This window comes from Nocardia sp. NPDC051052 (assembly GCF_044456045.1).
Lineage (GTDB): Bacteria > Actinomycetota > Actinomycetes > Mycobacteriales > Mycobacteriaceae > Nocardia.
Genome location: NZ_JBITFL010000003.1, coordinates 610,387 through 634,882 on the forward strand (window position 1 = coordinate 610,387; position 24,496 = coordinate 634,882).

21 protein-coding genes, 1 tRNA gene and 1 other RNA gene are annotated in these 24,496 nt (G+C 66.7%); 9 read left to right on the top strand and 14 right to left on the bottom strand.

Translation table 11 applies throughout. The features are described from left to right. Nucleotides 1-388: 388 nt before the first annotated feature. Entirely contained in the window at nt 389-1,678 is a 1,290-nt protein-coding gene (locus tag ACIBCN_RS13130) for an ROK family protein (RefSeq protein ID WP_396991708.1), read from the top strand. Between the two features lie 192 nt (nt 1,679-1,870). Here ACIBCN_RS13130 and ACIBCN_RS13135 read toward each other — a convergent pair whose 3' ends face one another. After that, a complete protein-coding gene (locus ACIBCN_RS13135) occupies nt 1,871-2,641 on the bottom strand; it encodes an amidohydrolase family protein (RefSeq protein WP_396991709.1) in 771 nt (256 codons plus the stop codon). A gap of 67 nt (nt 2,642-2,708) precedes the next feature. Between ACIBCN_RS13135 and ACIBCN_RS13140 the strand changes: the two genes are divergently transcribed. Further along, the gene (locus tag ACIBCN_RS13140; RefSeq protein ID WP_396991710.1) at nt 2,709-3,059 is read left to right on the top strand and encodes a MerR family transcriptional regulator; all 351 of its coding nucleotides are present in this window, start codon (nt 2,709-2,711) and stop codon (nt 3,057-3,059) included. Between the two features lie 10 nt (nt 3,060-3,069). On the opposite strand, the gene ACIBCN_RS13145 is transcribed toward ACIBCN_RS13140, so the two are convergent. Beyond that, a complete protein-coding gene (locus ACIBCN_RS13145; RefSeq protein ID WP_396991711.1) occupies nt 3,070-4,701 on the bottom strand; it encodes a DUF2207 family protein in 1,632 nt (543 codons plus the stop codon). A 76-nt stretch (nt 4,702-4,777) separates the two neighbouring features. On the opposite strand from ACIBCN_RS13145, the gene ACIBCN_RS13150 reads away from it, so the two are divergent. Next, on the top strand, nt 4,778-5,965 hold the full coding sequence (locus ACIBCN_RS13150) for a neutral zinc metallopeptidase (RefSeq protein ID WP_396991712.1): 1,188 nt from the start codon (nt 4,778-4,780) through the stop codon (nt 5,963-5,965). Nucleotides 5,966-5,994: 29 nt separating this feature from the next. Here ACIBCN_RS13150 and ACIBCN_RS13155 read toward each other — a convergent pair whose 3' ends face one another. Both ACIBCN_RS13155 and ACIBCN_RS13160 read right to left on the bottom strand, forming a co-directional pair. Then, entirely contained in the window at nt 5,995-6,345 is a 351-nt protein-coding gene (locus tag ACIBCN_RS13155) for a hypothetical protein (RefSeq protein WP_396991713.1), read from the bottom strand. 93 nt (nt 6,346-6,438) lie between these two features. Then, entirely contained in the window at nt 6,439-7,014 is a 576-nt protein-coding gene (locus tag ACIBCN_RS13160; RefSeq protein ID WP_396991714.1) for an HhH-GPD-type base excision DNA repair protein, read from the bottom strand. Nucleotides 7,015-7,332: 318 nt separating this feature from the next. Between ACIBCN_RS13160 and ACIBCN_RS13165 the strand changes: the two genes are divergently transcribed. Then, nucleotides 7,333-8,139 (top strand): methyltransferase domain-containing protein, encoded by an 807-nt coding sequence (locus tag ACIBCN_RS13165; protein WP_396991715.1) that lies wholly within the window; start codon nt 7,333-7,335, stop codon nt 8,137-8,139. Nucleotides 8,140-8,206: 67 nt separating this feature from the next. On the opposite strand, the gene ACIBCN_RS13170 is transcribed toward ACIBCN_RS13165, so the two are convergent. Both ACIBCN_RS13170 and ffs read right to left on the bottom strand, forming a co-directional pair. Beyond that, a complete protein-coding gene (locus ACIBCN_RS13170; protein ID WP_396991716.1) occupies nt 8,207-9,496 on the bottom strand; it encodes an aminotransferase class I/II-fold pyridoxal phosphate-dependent enzyme in 1,290 nt (429 codons plus the stop codon). A 183-nt stretch (nt 9,497-9,679) separates the two neighbouring features. Then, nucleotides 9,680-9,774: signal recognition particle sRNA small type (gene ffs / locus ACIBCN_RS13175), an RNA gene on the bottom strand. Nucleotides 9,775-9,913: 139 nt separating this feature from the next. Between ffs and ACIBCN_RS13180 the strand changes: the two genes are divergently transcribed. Beyond that, nucleotides 9,914-9,998: transfer RNA gene (locus ACIBCN_RS13180), tRNA-Ser, on the top strand. A gap of 545 nt (nt 9,999-10,543) precedes the next feature. Further along, on the top strand, nt 10,544-10,708 hold the full coding sequence (locus tag ACIBCN_RS13185) for a carbohydrate-binding module family 14 protein (protein ID WP_396991903.1): 165 nt from the start codon (nt 10,544-10,546) through the stop codon (nt 10,706-10,708). Between the two features lie 53 nt (nt 10,709-10,761). Here ACIBCN_RS13185 and ACIBCN_RS13190 read toward each other — a convergent pair whose 3' ends face one another. Next, on the bottom strand, nt 10,762-11,178 hold the full coding sequence (locus ACIBCN_RS13190) for a YybH family protein (RefSeq protein WP_396991717.1): 417 nt from the start codon (nt 11,176-11,178) through the stop codon (nt 10,762-10,764). A 355-nt stretch (nt 11,179-11,533) separates the two neighbouring features. Here ACIBCN_RS13190 and ACIBCN_RS13195 point away from each other — a divergent pair, with 355 nt between their 5' ends. Then, the gene (locus tag ACIBCN_RS13195; RefSeq protein ID WP_396991718.1) at nt 11,534-12,007 is read left to right on the top strand and encodes an RICIN domain-containing protein; all 474 of its coding nucleotides are present in this window, start codon (nt 11,534-11,536) and stop codon (nt 12,005-12,007) included. Between the two features lie 179 nt (nt 12,008-12,186). Here the strand turns inward: ACIBCN_RS13195 and ACIBCN_RS13200 are convergent, their stop codons facing one another. Beyond that, a complete protein-coding gene (locus ACIBCN_RS13200) occupies nt 12,187-12,525 on the bottom strand; it encodes a hypothetical protein (protein WP_396991719.1) in 339 nt (112 codons plus the stop codon). 402 nt (nt 12,526-12,927) lie between these two features. Between ACIBCN_RS13200 and ACIBCN_RS13205 the strand changes: the two genes are divergently transcribed. Further along, the gene (locus tag ACIBCN_RS13205; RefSeq protein ID WP_396991720.1) at nt 12,928-14,106 is read left to right on the top strand and encodes a hypothetical protein; all 1,179 of its coding nucleotides are present in this window, start codon (nt 12,928-12,930) and stop codon (nt 14,104-14,106) included. 119 nt (nt 14,107-14,225) lie between these two features. Here ACIBCN_RS13205 and ACIBCN_RS13210 read toward each other — a convergent pair whose 3' ends face one another. The 3 genes from ACIBCN_RS13210 to ACIBCN_RS13220 all read right to left on the bottom strand — a co-directional run bounded on the left by ACIBCN_RS13210 (nt 14,226) and on the right by ACIBCN_RS13220 (nt 16,683). After that, nucleotides 14,226-14,861 (bottom strand): EamA family transporter, encoded by a 636-nt coding sequence (locus tag ACIBCN_RS13210; protein ID WP_396991721.1) that lies wholly within the window; start codon nt 14,859-14,861, stop codon nt 14,226-14,228. Nucleotides 14,862-15,334: 473 nt separating this feature from the next. Next, nucleotides 15,335-16,318 (bottom strand): adenosine deaminase, encoded by a 984-nt coding sequence (locus tag ACIBCN_RS13215; protein ID WP_396991722.1) that lies wholly within the window; start codon nt 16,316-16,318, stop codon nt 15,335-15,337. A 125-nt stretch (nt 16,319-16,443) separates the two neighbouring features. Next, nucleotides 16,444-16,683: a hypothetical protein gene (locus ACIBCN_RS13220; protein ID WP_396991723.1), complete on the bottom strand. Its 240-nt coding sequence runs from the start codon at nt 16,681-16,683 to the stop codon at nt 16,444-16,446. Between the two features lie 267 nt (nt 16,684-16,950). On the opposite strand from ACIBCN_RS13220, the gene ACIBCN_RS13225 reads away from it, so the two are divergent. Beyond that, a complete protein-coding gene (locus ACIBCN_RS13225) occupies nt 16,951-19,218 on the top strand; it encodes a hypothetical protein (protein ID WP_396991724.1) in 2,268 nt (755 codons plus the stop codon). Nucleotides 19,219-19,295: 77 nt separating this feature from the next. On the opposite strand, the gene ACIBCN_RS13230 is transcribed toward ACIBCN_RS13225, so the two are convergent. The 3 genes from ACIBCN_RS13230 to ACIBCN_RS13240 all read right to left on the bottom strand — a co-directional run bounded on the left by ACIBCN_RS13230 (nt 19,296) and on the right by ACIBCN_RS13240 (nt 24,199). Continuing rightward, complete coding sequence (locus ACIBCN_RS13230) at nt 19,296-21,458, bottom strand: bifunctional serine/threonine-protein kinase/ABC transporter substrate-binding protein (protein WP_396991725.1); 2,163 nt, start codon at nt 21,456-21,458, stop codon at nt 19,296-19,298. 250 nt (nt 21,459-21,708) lie between these two features. Then, nucleotides 21,709-22,926 carry a cytochrome P450 gene (locus ACIBCN_RS13235; protein WP_396991726.1) on the bottom strand — a complete coding sequence of 406 codons (1,218 nt, stop codon included), beginning with the start codon at nt 22,924-22,926 and terminating at the stop codon, nt 21,709-21,711. 10 nt (nt 22,927-22,936) lie between these two features. Continuing rightward, a complete protein-coding gene (locus ACIBCN_RS13240; protein ID WP_396991727.1) occupies nt 22,937-24,199 on the bottom strand; it encodes a cytochrome P450 in 1,263 nt (420 codons plus the stop codon). Between the last annotated feature and the right edge of the window lie 297 nt (nt 24,200-24,496).

A 24,496-nucleotide genomic window follows, 5' to 3' on the forward strand; every position in this document is an offset into this window, starting at 1 on the left:
TTGCCCCGACCGATCTCGGCGGCACGAGCTGACGATCGGCTCCGTCCTGGCGAGCTCTCGCGCCGGACGTTCATGGCTCCGCGCGGGCCGAAGGCGGATGCGGCTCGGGCCGTGACCTAGGGAAACGGTGTGTGCGAGAACACAGCGGCGGATTGACGCTTGGTGAGTCGTGGTACCCGGTGTTAGCTTCATTTACATGTCTGCCAGCCGATCGACCGCGCCGCGGGTCACCTATGTGACCGCCGCGCTCGGTTTGCGGTTGCCGCTGACGCGCGAACTGTGTTGTCGCCCTTGCTGCAGCTGAGCCGCTTTTCCGGCTCATTTGCTGCCTAGTCGCCCATGTAGGCATATCCCGCCAAGCGCGGGACCTCGGCAAGGAATCTTCACCATGTCCCTCCCTACCCTTGAACGATCCGCCACCAGGGTCGCCGGCGGCCGCATCCGCGTCCAGCGTCCCGTGGTCGCCCCGGAACTGCGCATCGCCGACAACCCGGCGGCCGCGGTACTGCGCTCCGCCACCGGTGGTCCCGTATCGCGCGACAATGCCGCGCGGTCAACGGGTTTGAGCATCGCCACGGTCAACCGCCAGGTGTCCGCATTGCTTGCCGCCGGGTTGCTGCGCGAACGGCCCGACCTGACGGCGTCGGGTGCGGTCGGACGACCGCGGGTGCCCTTCGAGATCGACCACGAGGCGTACCTGACCCTCGGCATCCACATCGGCGCCGCCGTCACCAAGATCGTGGCCGCCGACCTGCGCGGCCGCATCCTCGGCGGTTTGGCCATCGCCACCCCGCAGACCGGCCAGGAATTCGCCACCACCACCGTCGCGCGCAGCGCCAAGGCGTTCCTGCAGCGGTGGCACCGGCGCAAGCCGCTCTGGGCGGGCGTCGCCATCGGCGGCCGGGTCGATCCGCTCACCGGCGTGGTCGATCATCCCAAGCTGGACTGGCAGGGTGCGCAGATCGGTGCCGTGCTCGGCGAGGTGCTCGAGCTGCCCGTGTCGGTGGCGCCACACGTCGAGGCGATGGCGGCCTCGGAGTTGTTGCTGCCGACCATCGAATCGCGCGATGCCGCAAACGGTCGCGTCGCCGGTCCGGAACGCGGCAGCAGCCTGTACTTCTACGTTCGCGAAACCGCTGGTGTCGCAGTGACTTTGGATGGCCGCGTGCACACCCCGAGCAACGGGCCAGGATCGATCGCGCACCTGCCGACCGGCTCCGACGTCGAATGCACCTGCGGCAGGCGCGGTTGCCTCGAGGCAACCGTCGGCGACCGTTCGCTGCACTCGCGGGCGGTCGGGCGCGGAATCATCCCGGCGCACAACGGAACCGCGGGCTCGACCATCGTCGACCTGTATCGCGCGGCCGAATCCGGTTCGGCACCGGCCCGTGAACTGCTCGCCGAGCGGGCGACCATCCTCGGCAACACCGTTGCCATGGTGCGCGACATGCTCAACCCCGATCGCGTGATCCTCGGCGGACAGGCCTTCACCGGCTACCGCCCTGCCGTCGCACACGTGGCGCGCGCGTTCAACCAGGGTTCCACGCTGCCGCCCACCGACATCCGGATCAGCGGATTCGGCGGCAAGGTCCAGGAATTCGCGGCAGTGGTCACATCACTGAGCGTGCTCTACGCCGACCCGCTCGCCGCTGTTCGCCGGACCGCACTGAGCGACTGATCGCTCGGCGGCTGCCCGAGCCGACACCGGGACGGCGCATTGCCCTGTCAGACGTTGCGTCAGAAACCGCTCTGCCCCCTGGTCATTCCGACGTACGCGAAATCGAGTGGCGTCGGCGGCACTTCGTGGCCACTCGACTCGGTGTACGCCGGAATGGGCACGCACCGGCCGGACTTATCGGTGGTCCCGGCGTCAACTCAGCAACTGCTGGGCGGTGCCGCCGAGGACCAGTTCGCGTACGTAAGCCGACCGGGTGGCGCGTTCGACGGTGAGGCGGGCGATCACGGGGTCACCATAGGGCGCGTCCGAGCCGAAGAGTGTGCGCTCCGGGATCTCCGCGATGGCCAGCCGGACCGCGAAAACGATACTGGCGGTGGATAGTTCGAGGTACATGGTGGGGGTGTCGCGAACCAGCTCGATGGCGTCCATCCAGTGCGCTCCGCCGAGCTGGGACACCACCAGCGGCACCCGTGGGTAGCGGCGCGCCAAATCCGCCAGCGTCCGCAGGTCCGCGGCGGTGGTGGGCGCGGCGCCATGAATCACCACGGGGAGCCCGTCGTGGTCGGTGGCGGCCCGCAATACGGGTTCCAGCAGCGCTGCTCGAGCCGGCGGCGGCGTCAACTCGCCGATACCACGCAGTCCCCGGCCGACCACATCGCGCTCGACGAGCGCGCCGACATCGGGCGCGTCGAGCGGCACCGAGCCGAAGCCGATGAATCGGTCCGGGTACGCGGTGAGCGCCGCGTCGAGTTCGCGCCAGGCTACTTCGCGGCCCGCGCCACCCCCGCCGGCGAGCGCCCGGTGCAGCAGATCCATCTCCTGACGCAGCGCGGCGAGGTCTTGGGCCCGTTCCGGATGCGGCCGGGACATGAAGAGCACGGTCTTGTCCACACCCGCCTCGTCGAGCAGCGCGATGTGGTCCTCGACCGGAACGTGTACGTGGCTGTGCGCGTCGATGATCAACGGTCCTCCTCAGGAATCGAGTTACGCCGTCGAGTGTTGATCCCTGACACCATGGGAAGGTCAAATCATGCTGATCGGTGAACTGTCGGACCGCACCGGCATCAGCGAACGCCTGCTGCGCTACTACGAACGCGTCGGCCTGCTCACGGCCGAACGCCGCAGCAACGGCTACCGCGAATACGACGATGCCGCCGAACAACGCGTCACCCAGATCCGCGCCCTCCTCGCCGTCGGCCTCCCCACCCGCGTAATCGGCCAGCTACTCCCCTGCGCCACCGACACCGGCGCCCTCCGCCCTTGCCCCCACGTCCTCCCCGCCCTACAAGACCGCCTCTCCGAATTAGACCGCCGCGCAGCCGAATTAGCCACCGCCCGCGCCCTACTCCGCCGAACCATCACCGACACCGCCCCCCAATAACGCGGGCGGGTCAGCGGTGGGGGTCGCCCGCGGCGGAGAAGAGGGATTCGAGGGCCGTGATGAAGAAGGGGAAGTGGCCTGCGAAGCGCTGGAGGTTGCGGTCGCGGTCGAAGCCGCCGAACCAGTAGAGGCCGGGTTGGGAGTCGGCGGAGGGGTTCAGGTCGCGGAAGGCGCGGATCCAGTTGTCGGCGCGACCACCGATCACCATGAACGGGAGGGCGCGGGAGAACACGGTCTCCTGGTCGATCGGCGGAACCTGTTCGCGCCGAGTCGATTCCAGGCCGCGCTGGAGTGCGCGGAGCTGGCCGGTCAAGGCGAGGCCGTGGGTGGTCCGGACGGGCAGGTACTTCGGCAGCAGCACGGTGGCGATACCGGCGAGCGCGATCGCGACACCGACCAGCGCGTGGCCGGAGGTGAGGGCGAGTGCGATGGTCGCGGCGACACCGGCGACGATCAGCGCGCCGCCCAGCCACATCGCCAGCCCGGGGCGGCGGCGATCGAGGAAGGTGCCGCGGGTGACCGCGTCGGCGACGAGGGCGGTGCGCACGGCCCCGGACTGCACCCGTCCTGGGGCGCGTAGCTCGCTGATGGTGACGGCGTCGGTGCCGTCGGGTAGCAGCGCTTGATAGACGGCCTTCTCGTAGTCACGCAACTGGTCGTCGAGCGCGTTCACCCGGGTGATCCGCCAGTCGGTCTCCCCGAGCGGCGTCACCCAGATGTACCGGCGCACCGCGAGATCCACCACCGTGGCCGCGATATCGACCGGATCGACGTGCTCGTCGAGCAGCAGACCCGCCTCGCCGGGCAGCACCCCGTCGGGAGAGGTGAACTGCACTCGCTCACCGTCGCGCACCAGCGGGTCGATCGTCTCCGATCCCGTTCCGGCAGCGGCATTTTGGCGGCGTGCACGCAGCACGAACGCGGCCAGTCCGGCCAGCGCGAGCAGCAGCACACCGAACGCGACGAGCACCGGCGTGGTGATCGCGAACGGCCCGGCAGCGCCGGTGTCGCGCACATCGGCGTTGCTCGGCACACTGCCCGGCGGCAGTTGCAGGGTGAGGTCGATGGCGTCACCCTTTTTCAGATCGGTCTGCTCCAGATGGAGCACGCCGTCGACCTCGGTCTTCACGTCGGCGCACGGCCTGGTGTTGCCGGGCGGGCCGAGTTTGCAGTCAACGATGCCCATTTCGAAGCTCGGGCTGATCAAGGTGGCGCTGATCGACGCGATATCGCTGCCCATCACCCCGAGCCAGTTGAACACCTGACTGCCCGGTGCGTCATTGACCAGGTTGTGCACCGAATAGGTGAACGTCGACTCACCGGGCTTCGCCTCGATGGTGAATTGATCGTTCGCCACCGTCGCCGTGCCCGCGCCCTTGGTGTCGACGTCGGTGACCTTGAAATAGCGTTCGACGTCGTCACTCACCTTCAGTCGCAACGGCAGCGACATCCGGAACGAGCCGTCCGCCGGCACATCGACCTGCTCGACCACCTCGAGCACGCCCTCGCGGCTGAGCTTCAGATCAGCGATGATGGTGACACCGCTCGGGGCGGGCTGGGTGTGGGCGATCGGGGCGGTCGCGAGCAATCCCACGGTGGCGAGCAGCAGCGCGCCTACGGCGCCCCCCCGAAAAGTCAGCATGGCTGCCTACTTTAGACAGCTTGCTATTCTGCGTCATCGGCTGTCGGTGATCATTGAGACGAGGGGGTACGGGGGCGTGACACAACCACCGTACGGATACGGACCGGTTCCGCCTGGTGGGCGACCGGTTCCGCCCCCGCCTGGGTACGGTCAGCCTGCTGGGCCCGGTTACGGGCCGCCGCCGGGTTACGGTCCGCCCCCGGGGTACGGGCAGCAGCCCGGCTACGGCCAGCAGCCCGGTTATGGTCAGCAGCCCGGCTACGGTCCGCCCCCGGGATATGGTCCGCCCCCTGGCCATTCGCAGCCCGGCTACGGCCCACCGCCCGGACATCGCGCGCCACCGCCGATGCCCTATGGACCGCCCGGCCGTCCGCCGCACTCACCCCGCCGCAGGTCCGGTGGCGGCGGTGCCTGGATCGCCGTCTTGGTTGTGGTGGTCTTCCTGGTCGCGGGTGGCTTGGTACGCAACGCGATATCGACGGGCAAGCACGACAACGACACATCCGGTCCGGCACCGAGCCTCACCTTCGCCCCCGACGGTGCGACGGGCCCCGCCGAGACCGGCGCCAACCCGTTGCTGGCCGACCCGAGCGCGACGCTCATCCCGTCCCGCTGCGACTACTCACCGTGGGGCACCCAGGTCGACGCCGCGCGCAAGTTCTTCGACAGCGCCGCGGGCTGCCTGGAGGCGGCTTGGAAACCGGTGCTGCAGAAGGCAAACCTGCCGTTCACCGCGCCCGCACTCAACGTCAGCGCCACCACTACCGGCATCACTACCCCGTGCACCGGCTCCACCAGCAATTTCGCCGCCTTCTACTGCCCGGCGAACAAAACCATCTATATGCCGATCAGTCAGCTGCAGACCGACTTCTTCAAAAACAACTGGGTCGTCTACCTGTCGGTGTTCGCGCACGAGTACGGCCACCATGTGCAAGCCATGTCCGGCATCCTGCGCAAAGCCAACAGCGACCGCGCCGACGCAGGCCCGCGCAGCACCCGCGGCCTCGAGCTGTCCCGCCGAGTCGAGTTGCAGGCCAACTGCTTCGACGGCATGTACCTCAACTCCTCCTCCGGCGGCGGCTCGCTGACCAACTCCCAGCTCACCCTCGCCCGCAAGGACGCCTACGGTCGCGGCGACCAAGCAGGCGACATGCGCGACCACGGCACCTCCGAAAACGGCGGCCAGTGGTTCGAATCGGGTCTGGACAAAAACCGTGCCGCCCAATGCAATACCTTCACAGCCTCAGCATCGGCCGTGAGTTAGACGCTTCGAACCAACCAATTCCGCGATGTTCACGCTGGCCGCGGGTCTTCCACGCCGCCGACAAAGGGGGCACTCGGCCGACGGGCATACGTGTATTCCGGCGCCACGGTGATGACATCGCACACCTGCACCAGCTCGTCGGGCACATCGCCCTCGAAATGCGCTGTGCTCGGCACGATCACCGCATCCGTGCCGAGCCGCCGTGCCACCGTCACCAACCGGCCGATGACGTCGTCGGTCTCCGCACCGAACACCACCGTCTTGGCAAGGTCATACCCGAACCGCTGCGCCAAACTCCGGATCAGCACCTCATCCCACTGCTGCCGCGCCCCGGAAACATCTCGACGCAAATACCCGACTGCCGCTGGACGTCGCCTCATCAGACCACTCCCTTCCGCCCAACACCATCCCGGCAAACCCTCGCCCCCAGCAATGCCGGACCGCTGCCAATAACCCGCCACACCGAAGGGCGGTCATTTCGTCTTGGCGGCCGCCTTCGCCTGCTTCTTGAATTCCCTTACCTGGGACAGAGATTCGGCGTCGGTGACGTCGGCGACGGAGCGGCGGGACCCTTCGTCGCCGTAGGCGCCTGCCGCTTCCCGCCAGCCCACCGGTTGGACTCCGCGTTGTTTACCGAGTAGCGACAGGAAGATCTTGGCCTTCTGTTCGCCGAAACCGGGCAGCGCCTTCAGACGACGCAGCACCTCGGCACCGTCGGGCTTGTCGTTCTTCCACAGGTTCTCGGTTTTCCCGTCGTAGTTCTCGATGATGTAGCGGGCGAGTTCCTGCGCGCGGCGCGCCATCGAGCGGCCGTAGCGGTGGATGGCCGGCGGGGTGGCGCAGAGGTCTTCGAATTCTTGCGGGTCGGCCTCGGCAATGCGGTGGATGTCGAAACCGCCCATCCGGTCGGCGATCTTCTTCGGGCCGCGGAAGGCGTGCTCCATCGGATACTGCTGGTCGAGCAACATGCCGAGCAGGGTGGCGAAGTGGTCCTCGGTCAATAGCTCGTCCGCCTCGACGTCTTGCGCCAGGCAAAGCTTGCGGCTCATCGCCATTCCTTCCCACCGTGACAACCATGCTCGGACGAATTCGATCATCTCATTTGTCAAGACGGTGTGAAGGCGTCCTGATCATCGCGGTAACGCCGCATCGTCGCACCCGTCCGGATAGCTGAGGTGACGGGTGGGCATCGCGAATCTTCGCGTGATGGGATGGCGGCGTCCAATCACGCCCCCCGTGACGGACCTCACATCCCTGCCGTGCGTCGCTATGGGCCCCCGCGTAGGCTCCAGCGCATGCCTCAGCAGACGGCAGTACCTACATCGGCACCCCACGAGGTGGCCACGGCTAGGGATGGAAACGGGCCCATGGACACCTACACTTTGCGCCCCGATCGGTTCGATCGAGCAGGCCAGGATCAACTCGTCGACGTTCGCGACCTGCAAGCCACACTGCCCGGTATCCGCAGGTTGCGGGACTGGGCGCACGACGCGCTCGCGCTGCGTCCCGGCGAACACGCGCTCGACATCGGCTCCGGCACCGGCACGGAGGTGATGGCCTTCGCGGACGTGGTCGGTCCCGGCGGAGCGGCGGTGGGCGTCGAGCCGGACCCGAACCTGCTCGCCTCCGCCGAACGCCGAGCCGCGCAGACCGGTTCGCCGGCCAAGTTCCATTCCGGCGACGCCTACGGCCTGCCGTTCGGCGCGGGCAGTTTCGATGCCGCGTTGTGCGAGCGGGTGTTTCAACATCTGACCGCGCCTGCCCGCGCCGCCAACGAGATCGCGCGCGTGCTGCGTCCCGGCGGCCGCGTCGTGGTGGTGGACAGCGACTGGGGCACGGCGATCGTGCACCCCGGCGAGCGTCAGGTGGTCCGCGAGGTGGTCGACACGTTGATCTCCGCCACCACCAACCCCTTCTCCGGCCGCAGGCTGCCCGGGCAACTGACCAAGGCGGGCTTGGTGATCGATGACATCGGCTCGCACGCGCTGGTACAGGATCGCACCGTCGGCGTCGGCTCGCTGGTCACCCGCATCTCGGCGATGGCGGTGGCGCGCGGCGTGATCACCGAGGAGCAGCGCGCCCGGCTGGTCGAGGACCTCGAGGCGGGCGCGGCCAGCGGCGACATCCACCTCTCGGTGACGATGTTCGCGGTGCTCGCGCACAAACCGAACTGACCCTGGACTCCCGCAGCGGGCGCGTACCTCGGTACGCGCCCGCTGTTGTCGTTTACTTGTCGAGCGTTTACTTATCGAGCAGCTTCTCGGTGGCCGCGAGCAGCACGCAGGTGGCCAGGCCGTCCATCGCCTTCTCCAGCTCGGGCAGCTTCGGGAAGCTCGGCGCGATCCGAATGTTCTTGTCCTCCGGGTCATTCCGCAGCGGGAACGCGGAACCGGCGGCGGTGAGCGCGATCCCGGCGTCCTTGGCGAGGGTGATCACCCGCCCCGCGGTGCCCTCCATGACATCCAGGCTGACGAAGTAGCCGCCCTTGGGCTCCGTCCAGGACGCGACCTTCGACGCGCCGAGCCGGTCCTCCAGAATCCGCAGTACCGCAGCGAATTTCGGCTCCAAGATGGCGCGATGCTTCTGCATGTGCGCGCGCACGCCGTCGGCGTCCTTGAAGAACCGCAGATGACGCAGCTGGTTGATCTTGTCCGGGCCGATGCTCCGCTTGCCCGCGTGTCCGAGGTACCAGTTCAGGTTCGCGGTGGAGCCACCGAGGAAGCTGACGCCCGAACCGGCGAAGGTGATCTTCGAGGTGGAGGCGAACACGATGGGGCGGTTCGGGTTTCCGGCAGCGGCGGCCAGGCCGAGCACGTCGTACACGGGCGCCGCGGTGTCGGTCAGCGGGTGGACGGCGTAGGCGTTGTCCCAGATCAGCCGGAAGTCCGGTGCCGCGGCGGGCATCGAAACCAGTTCCCGGACAACCTCTTCGGAGAAGGTGACGCCGGACGGGTTGGAGTAGTTCGGCACCACCCACATGCCCTTGATCTGCGGATCGTTCGCGACCAGCTCGGCGATGGCGTGCACATCGGGACCGTCGTGGTGCATCGGGACCGGGATCATCTCGAAGCCGAGCACCTCGGTGATCGAGAAATGCCGGTCGTAGCCGGGGGTGGGACACAGGAACTTCAGCTTGTCCTCGGCTGCCCAGCGACGCGGAGAGTCGTTGGTGCCGTACAGCATCGCGAAGGCGAGCACGTCGTGCATGAGCTCGAGGCTGGCGTTGTTGCCCGCGAGCAGGTTGTCCACCGGGATACCGAGCAGCTCACCGAAGATCGCGCGCAACTCCGGAAGTCCGTGCTGGCCACCGTAATTGCGGCAGTCGGTGCCGGTGCCGTCCCGGTAGTCACCGTCGCCGGGCAGCGAAAGCAGGTCGAGCGACAGGTCGAGTTGTTCCGGCGAGGGTTTGCCTCGCGTCAAGTCCAGCGTGAGCTTCTCGGTCTTGAGCGTCGCATAGTTCGCGTGCTGAGTCTCGTGCTCGGACACGAGTTCCTCGTGGCTCATCAAACCGATCTGCGATTGCCGGGGCATCCTGGGCAGCCTTTCGAAACAGCGGGGACGTGGGTTGTGGCCAGACCGATGTGCGGCGGCCGGACATTCAGCCCGCCGAGCGCATCGTGCGTCGACGGACCATAGTTCACGTTACCCGTGCGCTGCTCGGATTTGGAGGCGTTATTCGACAGCCGGGCTGCAGCCCGTGCGAGCCCCCAAAAGATAAGGGGACCCCGCGCACCCGGCAGAGCCCATTGACCCTTGCTGCCTTCCGGCCCTGGGGGAGTTCACAGGATGCGCGCCGCGCGGGATCCGTCGGCCAGTGTAGCCGCTCCCCCGCCCATCCCCCTCCTCCGGGTATCCGAAACGGGGTAGAAACCGGGCCGAACTGGGACTTTCTCGCTCCGAACGGACCCGTTTGGCGTCAAGCCTCCCCCACCCGGTATGCTGCTCCACGGAGGATTCGCCTAGTGGCCTATGGCGCTCGCCTGGAACGCGGGTTGGGTTAACGCCCTCAGGGGTTCAAATCCCCTATCCTCCGCAGTGGCAAACGCTCCTGATCAGACCTTAACGGCTGGTCAGGAGCGTTTTGCGTTGTAACCGACCTCCTACCTCTGGTCAGGGCGCTTTCCGAAGCCGCCAGCAGGCACTTCCGCAGATAGAAGGCGTGTTGACCGCGTCAACAAGGCTCCGGGATAGCGGAGCACCTCCCCGCGACGCGATGGTTCAGGTCTCAGCGCCCGGAGGCTACGGCGAACTCGGCCGTAATTGATCGGCCCGGGTTTCGTGCTCACTCTGATGTGCCCCGTGTTTGCCGGAGCACATCAGCTGTTCGAGAGCGCCAACGGCAAGTTCCCATCAGCCGGTGACGATGAGCAGCGCTCCGAGGTTGGTGTGGCTACCGATGACCACCGGACGCTCTGCACCGCAGTCGATCTCGCTGTGCACAGGGCCCACGCAGCGGCATTCCCGACCTCAGACGCCGTGTGTTGCCGGTCCGCTTCTGGAAGACCCGACTGACAGGCGGGCAGTGTGGTCCGATGAGACGGTCCACATTCACATCGCCCTGGGAGTGTCACTGTGACCATGATTGATTGGTTCGACTGCAGCGGTAAGGAAGACGGCGACTACCCGCACCCGAGCAACCCGACTAAATATATTTCATGCGTGGCACACGAGTATGCCTACGAGAACGACTGCCCGCCCGGCATGCAGTTCGACCCGGGGTCCGGGACCTGCGTTCAAATGTGACCGAAGCCTGGCCGAGCCAAGTCCGGGCGGTACCAGGCGCTGCCCGCGCGGCGTCAGCCGGCGGTCGGGGCGATGCCGAAGGGGTTATCGATGAGGTAGCGGTAGCGGCCGTCGGCGCCGCGGCGGACGATATCGGTGGAGGTGCCCTCGATGTGCACCGGTATGCCGTCGGATCCGGTGCCGTCGAGGTACCAGTCGTAGATCAGCACCGCAGTGTCGTCGGCGGTGTAGATGTGGCGTACCTCCCGCTGCGCGATGGGCACGCCGAGGGCGAGGAACTCCTCCATCGCCTTGCGGATGCCCTTGCCCCGCACCGGTTTTCCCGGTGCGGGCAGGAATACCGCGTCGTCCGCGTACAGCTCCATGCAGGCCTCGAGGTCGAAGCTGTTGTAGCGGTCGAGGAACACCTGCGGGAAGTCCTCGGCCCGAGTCGGAAGCGGCGGGACACTCACCGTGGTCTGCTTACCCATAACAAGCTCCTTTCGCACTGCGGACAGGTCAGCTGGCGGAGCAGGTCTAGTTGAGATTTCATTCGAATTGCAGGTTAGCTGCCTAGGTGCTGATGAGCTAGGTGACGATGGTCTCGCCAGGTAGTCGCGACCAAATCGCCTTTAGCACGCAGATTACGGCACGCTGGACCGTTTGATGGATGTTTGCGGTAACGCGCGGCTCACGCGGCAGCCCATCCATGGTGCGCCGGACAACGAATAGTCACGAGCACTCCACCACGAGATCAGCGCGGCGATGAGCCGTCAGCAAGTCTGTCGTTCGTACGATCATGTGGGGCCGTGTGACGCTCCGCCTTTCCGACAATCACAGGAGACCATGACCATGGTGCCCGGTTTCGGCAGGAAAATATTCAGAGTCACTACGGTGGCAACAGCCATCGCCGCGCCAGCCCTGATGCTGCTTCCGCACGCCTCGGCGTTGGCCGGAGTCCGCGTCATCAAAAGCGTAAGCAGCGGAAACTGCGTCGAATCCCACCATCACGCGGTCGATATCTCTCCGTGCCGCGACATCAGCGACCAGCGCTGGGAAATCGAGGGCTCGACAATCAAGAACCTCAGCGCCGATGAATGCCTCGAATCCGACTACAACGGCAGCCACTTGACACTCAGCCCTTGCCGCGACCTCAGTTCGCAACGCTGGGAGATCGCCGGCGCCACCATCAAGGATGTCAGCTCGGGCAGCTGTCTCGAATCGGCCTACAACGGTAGCCGGGTGCGCCTCGCAGAGTGCCGTGATGTCACCTCCCAAAAGTGGGAACTCCGCGATGCCCCGCCACGCCCAGCCAAATAACGCCAGGATTTCCTCGGCCGCACAGGCCTCCGTGGCCACCCCACAGGCACATCCACGACTCGGACACCAGCGCTACGACGCGATAATTGCTAGCCGAAATCGCCGAGCTGCGCGGTGGTGAACCAATAATTCGACGACCGCGCGCTGTGCCGCAAGGTAAACCGCGCTCCGTGTTCGGTTCAGGCGCAGCCTGAGTTGAGTTTGTACAGAGCAATCTTGCCGGTGTGGTCGTGGACGAACAACAGCCAAGGCGAATCTCGACATGCGCGCGCCGACCGATCGACCGCGAACGGCAGCGGCCACCGCCGCTCCGACGACTGGGGACCGCCATATCGCCCGACCAAGCGCTGATACTGCTCGCTACCCTCGGGTGCGGAATCCACGCGGCTATAGGTGACGTCATCAATGCGCGGGGGCGGTGTCAACATCCAGGTGAGTGAATCGTAACGGGACAGGAAGAACAGCCAATTCACAACGAGCGCGGCGAGAACAACGACGACCATCACGACCACAGCCATAAGCCATCTTCTTGGGCGAGTGCGTGCTTCAGTCACCGGGATAGTTCACCTTGATCATGTGATAAGTCAGAAGGAAAGAGTTTCTGCTGCCCTGCTGAAGTGACCGCGCAAGCTGGCCGTTTCGACCTGCACAAGACACCCCCTTTCAGACGAAGAGACTATCTCGGAAGTGCGGGATTCCTACGAGCCTCCGTGCCATCACCCCAGGCACATCCACCGCTCGGGCACCAGCGCTATCAAGTGCAGTGGCAACATGATCAGTCCGGTTGGCCAAGCCGCGGGAATTCGTTACGCCTGAACAACTTTCGATTGGTTGCGGTGGAATCTCCGCGCGGTATGATCTTGGGTTCCGCGTTGGTGCGGGTGCTCGAGGGCTGAGGGTTCAGCCGGTGGGGGAAGATCGTGCAAGACCAGTGGTACAACCATGTCGATCCGGCTGCGGGCGGTGGACCCGGCGACAATCGAGATGGGATTCCCGACGGCGTGCCGGACACCAGTGCGCAGTGGGCGGGTGAACCATGGCCGCCTGCAACGCCTTCGGGTTCGATGCCTGAAGTCACGGTGCCATCGAGCGGGCGGCGCAAATGGTGGTGGCTGGCGTTGGCCGCGGTGCTCGTGCTGGCCGGGTCGCTGTCGGTCGGCGGCTATTTTCTGCTCCGCGCGGAACCGATAGCGCTGGCCGTCGGTGACTGTGTCTCGCTCGACACGGCGGCGCCGATCGAATACGGCTGTGCCGACGGCAAAGCGATGTACCGCATCGCGGCCCGCGAGGCCGTGGTGTGGCCGTTGGAGTCGGCGTGCATGAAGTATTCGGACGTCACCAAGGCCGTCGGCGATGTACCCGGCGCGAACCCCGAGGTCGTGCTGTGCCTGACCCCGACCCGGTTCAACACCACCGATCCGGGGGCGTTGCGGGCCGACGACTGCGTCGAGGTCACCGGCGCGGGCGAAACCGTGAATCGCATTCCGTGCGCGGCCAACAAGTCGACCCGGGTGCTCAGCACGGAGTTGCATCGACAGCTCCCGGTCACCGACCAGGCCTGCCGTGATCAACCGCGAGCCAGGCAGGCATTCGCGCAGGCGTCGCTCGGCGGGCGTGCCATCGTGCTGTGCGTGTTCATCAACGATCCGCAGAACATCGACTCGGCACAGGTCGGCGACTGCACCGGCAAGGAGCTACGCAAGATGGTGCGGTGCGATTCCCCTGAGGCCGGCCTTCGGGTGCTGACCGTTCGCGCGCTGCATCAACGGCCGACTAAGCCACAGTGCCCGGATGTGCTCGGCGCGAGCGCCTTTTCGATGACCCACAACGACAAGGCGGACTTGGTACTGGCGATCTGTCTGGGCCCGGCCGACGACAACGCCGTCATCTACTCGAAGGTCGGCGACTGCGTCGTCTCCGGCGGCAGCGGCCCCGCCGACCGGTCGCGGCGCGTCGACTGCGCGGACCCCGCGGCCACCCACGAGGTGATCGACCGGCACGAGTCCAATGACGGCAACTGTCCGGCGACGTCGCCCGCCTGGATCACCTTCGATCCAGGCGTCACCAACGGCGTGACGATCTGCCTGGCGCGCAGATAACGCGAGCGGCGCGATACCGGGTTGCCCGTCCATGTTGGCCGGGCGTCTGCTCCGAAGGGGGCCTCGGGATCGAGCAGCGCGTCGGGACCGACGCAGTCGAAACCGTGTCGGCGACTTGCTCACCCCGCCAGGGCGATCGTCACTATGCCCGCGAGGACGATGCAGGTGCCGGTGAGGCGCCGGATCGGGTCTGCCTCACCGAGCCTGCGCCACGCGAGAACGCCGCCGATCACTATGGAGAGTTCGCGGATCGGAGCGACCACGCTCAGCGGTGCCAGCGTCATCGCGTAGAGCACCAGCACCGAGGTGATCGGGGCAACCGCTCCGACGGTACACAGCTGGCGGCGATGCGCGCACCACAGTTGCGCGACCTGTGTGCGGCGGGGGATCACGTAAGGCAAGAGCAACACGCTGAAAGTCAGTGTGCGGGCGCCGAAATAGAGCAGGGCGGGTAGCAGTCTCGTGCTCATGACGTAGGCGTCCCACAGGGTGAAAGCCGCGACGGTTATTCCGGTGGCGAAACCGTATCCCACACTCACCCTGGTGGATCGGCGCTCCTCAGCGGTACTGAACGCGATCACGACGACACCGCCGGCAACGGCCGCGACCCCGAGCAGCACGAGCGCTCCCGGTCGCTCACCTAGCAGGACCACAGCGGCGCACACCGTTAGCAGCGGACCGCTGCCGCGAGCCACCGGATAGACGACCGACATATCTCCGGCCGCGTAACCTCGTTGCAGCACAACGAAATACACCCCTGCAGGATCGCTCCTGTCACCGCTACCGGCAGCCAGGACCAGCGCGGATAGCACTCGGTGCCGATCGCGACAGCCACCGCGATCGGTGCGACGACGGCCGCCGACACGGTCTGGCAAACCCAAACGGTCAGCGCGCCACCATTTCCCACTCGCTTGGCGGCGAGATTCCAACTGGCATGCGCGATCGCGGCAATCAACAGCATCGCGAGGACGAGGCTCACGGGGACCCTTTCCCATTCCCGCGCACGCGGAAACTCGGGGTCCTCCAGGCTTTTGTCCCTTGAGATGTCCGGCGGCGCTCGGCGGCCACCGGTGGTGTCGCTCGGACCAGACTCGCCGACCCCGGAAGGGCGGCGACGGAACCCTAGACACTACGTAGCCGACGGTACCCGAATCTCATGCGAGGCGGTGGCCATCGACGCCACGACGCCGAATGCCGTTGTGGCACCGATCATCAGGCCCTGGACAGCTCAGAACCGGTAAGCGTCGACCTCGTCGAGGTAGCGGGCGCGGGTCTGCTCGTCGATGAACGAAGCCTCGAAGGAGTTGCGGGCCAGGGTGCGCAGGTGGTCGACGGTCAGGTTCAAGGCGTCCCGGATGCCGTCGAAGTTGTCCTGCACGTAGCCACCGAAATACGCGGGGTCGTCGGAGTTCACGGTGGCGACCAGGCCGAGTTCGAGCATCTGCCGCAGCGGGTGGTCGGTGAGCTTGTCGATCACGCGCAGCCGCACGTTGGAGAACGGGCAGACGGTCAGCGGGATCCGCTCCCGTACGAGGCGCTCAACCAGCGCCGGGTCATCGAGCACCCGGATGCCGTGGTCGATGCGCTCGACGCGGAGCACATCCAGCGCCTCGGCCACATACGCCGCGGGCCCCTCCTCGCCGGCGTGCGCCACCGCCCGCAGCCCCAGCTCGCGGGCCCGCTGATAGACGGCGGCGAACTTCGCGGGCGGATGGCCGACCTCGGCCGAGTCGAGCCCGACCGCGACAATCCGATCCAGATACGGCTCGGCCTCCCGCAGGGTGTCGAGGGCGGCTTCGGCCGACAGGTCGCGCAAGAAGCAGAGGATGAGTGTGGTCGAGATGCCGTATCGCTGTTCGCTGTCGCGCAGCGCCGCCCACAGGCCGTCGATGACGGTCGCGAAGGGCACTCCGCGCGCGGTGTGCGCCTGCGGGTCGAAGAAGATCTCGGCGTGCCGGACGCCTGCCGCGCTGGCCCGGACCAGATACGCCTCGGCCAGGTCGGTGAAGTCCTGCTCGACCCGGAGCACATCCGTCAGCCGGTAGTACAGGTCGAGGAACGACTGCAGATCCTCGAACCGGTAGGCGTGATGCAACTCGTCTACCGAGGCGAACGGCAGCTCGGCGCCGTTGCGCTCGGCCAGCGCGAAGGCAAGCTCGGGTTCCAGCGTTCCCTCGATGTGCAGATGCAATTCGGCTTTCGGTACGGACACCCCGGGGATCCTAGCGTCGCTCTATGACGGCGACGCACCGCGCGGATCACCCGAGCCCGAGTTGCGACACGGCACCGGGGCGAGGCCGGCAGCGGACGCCGTGCCGACCTTCGAACCTGGTGCAACTACAGGATCAGATCAACTATCCGCTCCACCACGGCGTGCACGGCATCGGCGAGCAACCGCCCGAGCGCCGATCCCGCCACGCTGACAAAGAAATTCTTTCGATCACGGCTGGGCTGCCGATCCGGCTCCGGACGGTGTCGAACCGCGTGCCCGCCCTCATGGGTGCGAACCGACCTGGAAACGGCGGGTGATCCTTCGGCCTGACCGGCTTTCGGATCACTGGTGTCCTGCGAGACCATGGGGTGGGCCCTCTCTTGAGTCGGCCTGACCGAGGTGGGCCCGCACCGTCGCCTCCAAGTTCCGATGCGGGTCACACCCAGTGCGGCTGCCACTTCAGCAGCCATGCCGCCATTCAAGAGCGGGGACAATTTTCCTGTCTACTCCCTGAATTCCAGTTGACTCGAGCGTATTCGAGACATCGAGTCGGAGAACATTGTCCCGCGCAGCGCTCTACAATTGCCCGGCACGAGACTGATGAGGGACAACTCCACTGCCTGGAGGACTGCATGGGGGAGCACCAGCGCGTCGGGCGGCCCTTGCGGACCGATCCGGAGCAATTCCCCGCTGATCTGCCCGCGACAACGCGAGAACTGAACGCCGAGCTCAACAAGCTGCTGACCGAGGCGGGACTGACCCACAAACGAGTTGTCGACCTGACCGACGGGTTGGACCTGACCGACAAGCAGCGGGCTCGCCAGATGGGTGAAACCCCCGGCGGACCCTCGCGACAATTCTTCGACGCGATCATCGCCGCCGCGGCGGACAAACTCGATCGTCCGGTCGAGGATCTGCTCGACATCTTTGTCCCGCTGCGCGAACGAGCGCAGGCGGACATTCCGGGATGCAAACCCCCGCAACGAGTTCCATTAGTTCCCCCGGCCTCCGATCCGCCTGGACAATTGGCCGGGGCCAACGGCGGCGTCACCCTGGCGGACAAGACGGCATGGCTGCTCACCCTGCTGTGCGAGGGGAAGGAGGCCAGCGCCGCCGAACAGCTGGATGAGGTCTTCCGCCTCGGCGACCCGATGCTGCCCGCAGCGCTGGTCGAAGTAGGCCGCCGCCTTCCGGGTGCGGTCGCCTCCTTGCTGTACGCGGTCTGTGAACGGGGAGAGAGTGGGCTCGGCGCGGAATTGTTCGAGGCGATCACCGACCTCGACGAGGAGGTTGCCGGGCGAATCGCCGCGGTCCCATGGCGCGAGATATCTCCGCCGCCCGCACCGACCACCAGCATCCTGATGACCGATCCGGAGCTGCTGTTCGGCCGCCGGATCGCCGCGGTGCTCCGGCGAGGGGATGTCGGGCAGGCAAGTCGCGAAGTCGTCGCGAAGATCCGCGACCCACTCGGCACGCAGCGCGGCATCCTGAGCGAGATCATCGAAATCAGTTCGGATGGACCGCAACTGGCCAACATGCTGCTGTCGTCGATGGCCAAGTCACACCGCGATCAGATGATCCTGTGTGTGGTTCAGCTCTTGCGCGCCGCGCGGACGATAGATGGCAAAGCCCTGCTGCGCGGCTTCGACAATGCGCTGTCGGCCGAGCTGCGCGCGACCATTCTGCTGCTGCTCAGCCACACCAGCCGGATTCCGAACACGCACGGCCCGAGTGACCAGTTCACCGACCTCTCCGGCTTCTTGGCCGCCGCGGCGCCTGCCCGCCTTGCCACGGTGCTGACCGAGGAGGAGGTCGTCTCCGCCGAGGGTTTGGCGGCGGGGCACCTGCTGGAGGCGGTGCCCGACTTCGGCTCGATCCTCGGGCGAATGACCTCCGCCCGGTTCAACGAGACCGCGACGCTGCTGGCGCGCGCGCTCTTCGATTGGGACACCCGCGCGGGCATACTCGGTGTGCCAGAACGGTATTGGCCCGTGCAGAATCTCGCCGACACGATGCTCAATATGACCTCGGGGAGCCAGCTCACGGGGGCGATCCTGAAGAACAACCCCGAAAGCGGCACGCTGCTCTTCCACGCCATGCAATGGCTGGACCACCCGCAGTTCCCCGCGCTGCTGGAGGCGTTGGCCGACCATGTCACGATCGAAGCCCTCGCCGACACGCTCATCTCCGTCAACCAAGACCTGCGGCGACTGCGGATCTTCGAAAAGCTGATCACGCAGCCGGCGGCGGGCGCCGAGCCGATCATCCACACCGTGGTCAATCACCCGATCGCCGCGACGGCGCTGTTGTCTCCGGCCCGCAAATACGCTCCGCCGCTTGCCGAACGGCTGCACGCAATGCTCGGTGGTGGACGAGAGTCCGGCGGCACCCGCCGACCATCGGAACCTCAGCAGGTGGCCGCGCACACCGAAAAGCCCAGCCAGCCACAATGGTTCGAGACAGCCGCGGCGCCGCCGGTGCCGGTATTCGAGACCTCTGAGGCGAACGCGCAAGCCGTATCTTCGGATTCGACACAGCCCGCCGCCGCCCCGGGCGCACCGGTGTTCGGTGCTGCCGTCCCGGTCGAGCGGTTCACCTCGCGCTTCCCCCGTGCTGTCGGCCCCGGGGTACCGGACCCGAGCGCGAGTGATGCCGCCCGGTCGCCCACGCACTCACTGTGGTCCCCGGCCGACACTTCTGCCGCGCCTTCGCGTTTCCCTCGGTCCCCCGCACCCCAGCCCCCGCCCGCTCCGGCGTCTGGTGTCGCGGGTCCGGTCGAGCAGGACCCAGCTCCGCACTCGCCGTTGACGACTTCGGTCACCGGGATATCGCCCGCGAAGGCCGCCACGGTGGCCGAGTCGGCCGAACAGACCAGACAGGTCCCGCCCGGATCCGCGTGACCGTGCGCGTCGTAAACCGTTGGTGCCTGTCCTGAGGCACGGCGCGTACTCGGTGCGGCGATCGACGACAACGCAGGCTAGTTGATCTTGTATATCCAGATCCCCGGGTTCGCCAGTTCGCCGGTGGCCGACCACCGGTACGTGCGCGCCAGACCGGTGCCTTCGTATCGATGCAGGTAGTCCAGCAGGTCCGCGCGGGTGCCGCGACCCGAGGCGATGCCGTTCAGGACGATCGTGGTCAAGTCATAGGCTTCCACGGCGTTCCAGCCCGGACCATCGCTGTCCACGGCTCGGAAGTCGAGATAGAACCTTCCGACGACCGGACCGCACGAACACGGCAGCAGCGCGCCGGTGGCCGAACCTGCCGACTGGGCAACGAAATCCACGCCCAGCGCTCCTTCGGTACCGACGAAAGCCGCGGTGACGCCGTCCTGTTTCAACTGCTGGGCGAATACCGCCGCTTCGGCGCTGAAACCGGAGTAGAGCACCGCGTCCGGCTTGGCGTCGGCGACCTTACGCACCGCCGCGGTGAAGTCACGATCGCCCTGCTTGACGTCGGCGCGGCAACCCGGGTCGGCCACGGAGCCGAGGATCGCGACAAGGTCGTGCGCCATCCCCTTGCCGAATCCCGAGTCGTCACGAACGACGCAAATCTTTCCGAAATGCGCTGTGTCGAGCAGATATTCGGCCACCGCACGGCGATACACCTCGGTGGTGGGCAGGCCGCGGAAGAAGCTATGCCAGGTTCGGGTCGCGGGGCCCGACGGAGACATCCCCGGGAACAGGAATGGCAGGCCCGCGGCATCGAAAATGCCGCCACTGGACTCGATTTCGGCGGACGATGGACCGATCAGCGCGACGATCGACGGGTCGTCCACGATCTGCCGAGCGATATCGGCCGGCTGTGGTGCCCCACCGGTGTCGAACTCCTGCACGGTGACCCGGCAGCCGGGATTCGCCTTGGTGAACTGGTCGACGGCCAGCCGCACCGCGCTGGGCAGACTGCGGCCGGTCCCGGCGTTTTTTCCGGTGAGAATCGCGGTCGTCGCGATGGTCACCGGCGCGCACTCGGCCTTGCCGTCGCCTGTCGGACTGACCGCGACGCCGGGTCTGGCGACCTCCTTGCCGTCGGCGTCGATCTGCGTCAGCGCCTGGAAGAGTACGTGCCCGCCACTCGTTCCCGGCGCGACGGCACCGGACCAATCGATCGGCTGCACCGCGAGAGGTCCGGTAGCGCCGGACTTCGACTCGATATGGCCGGACCTCTTCCAGAGCGTCCCTACCACCAGCGCGATCACGACCACCAGTGCCAGCGCGCCGATCACGGTGTAGCGCAACGCCCGATTCGTCGACCGTCGTGCCGACGGGGTCGGTGCCGGCTCGGGCTGTTGCGCGGCGGCCTGGACTGGCGCCGCCAACCCCAGCCGGGCCGCCGCGGCGAATTCGGTACAGGACTCGAATCGTTCATCGGGGCGCTTGGCCAGCGCCTTCGCCAGTACCACGTCCACGCCGGGCGGCACGCTCGGCCGCAGGCTGTGTATCCGCGGCGGTGGTTGCTGCAGGTGGCCCGCGATCATCGTGGCCGGACTGCTCGCGGCGAACGGTGATCTGCCGACGAGCAGCCAGAACAGACTGCACGCCAGCGAGTATTGATCCGATCGGTGATCGATGGGACTGAACGACAATTGCTCCGGCGACGCGTAGGCCAGCGTCGCGGTCAGCGTGCCGTTCTCGGTCAGCTGCCGTGACTCGTCACGCAATCGCGCAATACCGAAGTCCGTCAACAGCACCCGCTCGTCCTGGCCCGCAGCCGCGCTCGCCAGCAGAATGTTGGCGGGCTTCACATCGCGGTGCAGCACGCCGGCGGCGTGCGCGTAGTCGAGCGCCTTGGCCGTCTCGGCGATGATCTCCACCGCCCGCTCCGGCGGCAGCGGCCGGGGTTTGACGGCGGCGGCGTCGGTCCCATCGACGTACTGCATCGATATCCACAGCAGGCCCTCTTCGACGCCGCGGTCATACACCGCCACGATATTCGGATGGTCCAACCGTGCGACCAGTTCCGCCTCACGCTCGAACCGTGCCCGAACTTCGTTGTCGGAATACAGATCCGGGTCGAGCACCTTCAACGCGGTCAGGCGTGGCAGGCGCGGATGTTGCGCCAGGTATACCGATCCCATACCGCCGCGGCCCAGCTGACGCTTGATCACATATCCGGCGAAAACCTCACCAGCACGCAGCATCCAGCCCCCTCAGACTTCGAGTCCTCCGGACCGGGCGCCGAGCTAGCTGCCGACCACGCGGGTAGCGGTGACGAGCGGCCGATCGGCCCGAATGCATCGTCGCTCGTCAAGCCCATTCTAGCCGCGAGAAACCCTGCCGCACTATAGAATCGGACGTCGGCCGGGGACCGCGTCGCTGGTCGCCCGTTGCCGCTCTCCGCGTCGGGTGACGACGCGTCGGGTGCCGCGACGACACCCGACGCGGGTAGAACTACTCCAGGTACACCGGGAGCTGGCGGTGACCGTTGGAGACGAAGCTGCCCACGGGCTGCAACTCCGCCGGATCCACCGCCAACCTGAGCTTCGGGAAGCGCTCGAAGAGGGCGGGGAGGGCGATCGCGGCTTCGAGTCGCGCCAAGGGGGCGCCGATGCAGTGGTGGGCGCCGTGGCCGAAGGACAGATGGTCCTTGTTGGTGCGGTGGATGTCGAACTGATCGGCGGTCGCGCCGTGCAGGTTCGGGTCGCGTCCGGCACCCGCGTAGGAGGCAAGGATGGCCTCGCCCTTGGGGATTCGGATGTCGCCGACGTCGATGTCGTCGACGGCGTAGCGCAACGGCAGGTGCGCGACCGGCGCCTCGTAGCGCAGCGTTTCCTCCACCACGTCCGACCAGGGCACCCGGCCCTCGACCACGTCGGCCCGCTGCGCCGGATGGGTCAACAACGCGAAGATCGCCTGATCGAGCAGGTTGACCGTGGTCTCGTGACCCGCGTTGATGACGAGCATCAGGGTGTCGACGAGTTCCTTCTCGACCAGTCGCTCACCGTCCTCGGCGCGGGTGGTGATCAAGACGCTGGTGACGTCGTCGCCGGGCGTCTCGCGGCGGTAGGCGACGAGTTCGCTGACGAGCCGGTACATTTCGAGGTAATTGGCTTGCGCCTGCTCGGGCGTGAACGACGTGTCGAAGAATCCGTCGACGCACTTGTGCAGGCCGCCACCGAGATGTTCCGGCACGCCCATCATTTCGGTGATCACCTGAATCGGCACCGGATACGCGTATCCCGCACGGAGGTCGACGGATTCGCCGGGCAGGGTGGCCGCGAGCGCGTTCAGCAGGTTCTCGGTGATCGCCTCGATCCGCGGCCGCAGCGCCGTGCTGCGCCGGTGGGTGAACGCGGGCGAGACCAGTTTCCGGAGGCGCCGATGGTCCGCACCGTAGGCGGTGAACATGTTGTCCACCGCGACCCAGGGCAGCAGCGGCCACGCCTCGGTGATCTCGCCGTTGATGAACGAAGACCAGTGCTGCCGAGGATCTTTGGATACGCGCGGATCGGCGAGCAGGCTCTTGAGCACCGCCGCGTCGGTGGCCGACCACGCGGGCACGCCGCCCGGTAATTCCACCACCGCGACGGGTCCGCGCGCACGGATCCGCGCCGACTCGCCTTGAATGTCGGCACCGGTCGTGTCCAGAACTATCGGCTCATGCTCCATCGGACGCTCCTTACATCATGTTCAACGGAGGGGACTTGGGGAAGACGACCGGCAACGCGGCGACCGCGCGATGGAAAGGACCCGGCCGCCAAGCCAATTCGTGCACCGGTACGGCGAGTTCCATTTCGGGGAGTGCGTCGAGCAGCTGATCGATGGCGTCCTGCACGATCAGGTAGGCGACCGACTTGGCCGGGCAGGCGTGCGGTCCGGCCGCCCACGCCAGGTGCGAGCGGTTGCCGGTGCGGTCCCCGCCACGGATCTCGGGGTCGTTGTTGCAGCCCGCGAGGCTGATCAGGACCGGCTGGTGCGCGGGCAACCAGTTGTTGTCGATGAGAATCGGCTGCCTCGGGTAGGAGGTGCAAAAGTTCGCCATCGGCGGGTCGTTGAACAGCACCTCGTCGAGCGCGTCGCGGGTCGACATGCTGCCGCCGAGCACGTCGCCGCCGAAACGATCGTCGGTGACCATCAGCATCAGGGTGTTGATGATCAGGTTCTGCTGCGGTTCGATGCCCGCGCCGTAGAAACTGATCAGCTGGCACAGCATTTCGGTGTCGTCGAGTTCGGCCGGGTGATGCGCCAGTCGCGAGGTGACGTCGTCGCCCGGCTCCGCGCGCCGCAACCCGATCAGCTCCAACAGTGCCTCGCTGAGCATCTGCATGCCCTGGGCGGCGTTGACGGTGTCGAAGAGCGCGGCCATGCCGGTCGCGACCCGCTGGCCCAGTTCCGCTGAGCAGCCCACCATTTGGTTGAGTACCTCGAAGACTAGTGGGAACGCGTACTGGGTCACCAGGTCCGCCGAGCCGGTCTCGCAGAAGGTGTTGATCAGCGGAATCGCGATCCGCTCGACGGTGGAATGCAAGGCGTGCAGGTCGATTCCGTCGATGGCGGCGGTGTAGGCCTGCCGGTAGCGCGCATGCGCGGCACCGCTGTTGCGCAGCGCGTTCGGGTACCACTCCATCATCGGCTTGATGGGTGAGTCGTCGGGGATGTGCTGCTGCCAGGTCCGCGGATCGGCCGGAAAATGCTCGGGGTCGTTGAGGATTCGCAACGCCGCCTGATAGCCGACCACCAGGGTGGCCGGCACGTCCGGGGCCAGCTCGATCGGCACCAGCGAGCCGTACTGACGGCGCATCTCGGCGTAGGCGCGATGCGGATCGGCGGCGAACTCCGGGGTGTGCAGCTGGACGCGGGGGCCATCGGTGTCGATGGGTGATCCGTGCTGGACCGGGCAGACTCCGGGCGCGGCAGTCTCGGTGAACGGTGACGTGGTCAAAGACGTGACTCCAAGCGGTCGGTGCGCGGGCACGTGGCTCGGTCACGTGCCTCGGGAAAGGTCGGCGGTGTATCAGGTGTCAACCGACCATAGGTGACCATTGCTAACGAGTGCACGTCGAGGACCGGGACGCTCCGTGGCAATCGCAGATTCACCGTGTCTACCTCATAATCCCTGCAGGACACGTGTTTTCGACGGGTGCGACACCGACTGATCCCCCTAGTCCCGGCAGCCGCCCAGAACCCGACGGCTCACCCACGGTAGCAGCATTGCGGCAAAGTCTCTCTCGATGCGGCA

Bases quoted from the DNA above. Each gene is read 5' to 3' on its own strand.
- ACIBCN_RS13130 (WP_396991708.1), top strand. From the start codon at position 389: ATGTCCCTCCCTACCCTTGAACGATCCGCCACCAGGGTCGCCGGCGGC.
- ACIBCN_RS13140 (WP_396991710.1), top strand. From the start codon at position 2,709: ATGCTGATCGGTGAACTGTCGGACCGCACCGGCATCAGCGAACGCCTG.
- ACIBCN_RS13145 (WP_396991711.1), bottom strand. From the start codon at position 4,701: ATGCTGACTTTTCGGGGGGGCGCCGTAGGCGCGCTGCTGCTCGCCACC.
- ACIBCN_RS13155 (WP_396991713.1), bottom strand. From the start codon at position 6,345: ATGAGGCGACGTCCAGCGGCAGTCGGGTATTTGCGTCGAGATGTTTCC.
- ACIBCN_RS13160 (WP_396991714.1), bottom strand. From the start codon at position 7,014: ATGAGCCGCAAGCTTTGCCTGGCGCAAGACGTCGAGGCGGACGAGCTA.
- ACIBCN_RS13165 (WP_396991715.1), top strand. From the start codon at position 7,333: ATGGACACCTACACTTTGCGCCCCGATCGGTTCGATCGAGCAGGCCAG.
- ACIBCN_RS13170 (WP_396991716.1), bottom strand. From the start codon at position 9,496: ATGCCCCGGCAATCGCAGATCGGTTTGATGAGCCACGAGGAACTCGTG.
- ACIBCN_RS13185 (WP_396991903.1), top strand. From the start codon at position 10,544: ATGATTGATTGGTTCGACTGCAGCGGTAAGGAAGACGGCGACTACCCG.
- ACIBCN_RS13190 (WP_396991717.1), bottom strand. From the start codon at position 11,178: ATGGGTAAGCAGACCACGGTGAGTGTCCCGCCGCTTCCGACTCGGGCC.
- ACIBCN_RS13195 (WP_396991718.1), top strand. From the start codon at position 11,534: ATGACCATGGTGCCCGGTTTCGGCAGGAAAATATTCAGAGTCACTACG.
- ACIBCN_RS13200 (WP_396991719.1), bottom strand. From the start codon at position 12,525: ATGGCTGTGGTCGTGATGGTCGTCGTTGTTCTCGCCGCGCTCGTTGTG.
- ACIBCN_RS13220 (WP_396991723.1), bottom strand. From the start codon at position 16,683: ATGGTCTCGCAGGACACCAGTGATCCGAAAGCCGGTCAGGCCGAAGGA.
- ACIBCN_RS13225 (WP_396991724.1), top strand. From the start codon at position 16,951: ATGGGGGAGCACCAGCGCGTCGGGCGGCCCTTGCGGACCGATCCGGAG.
- ACIBCN_RS13230 (WP_396991725.1), bottom strand. From the start codon at position 21,458: ATGCTGCGTGCTGGTGAGGTTTTCGCCGGATATGTGATCAAGCGTCAG.
- ACIBCN_RS13235 (WP_396991726.1), bottom strand. From the start codon at position 22,926: ATGGAGCATGAGCCGATAGTTCTGGACACGACCGGTGCCGACATTCAA.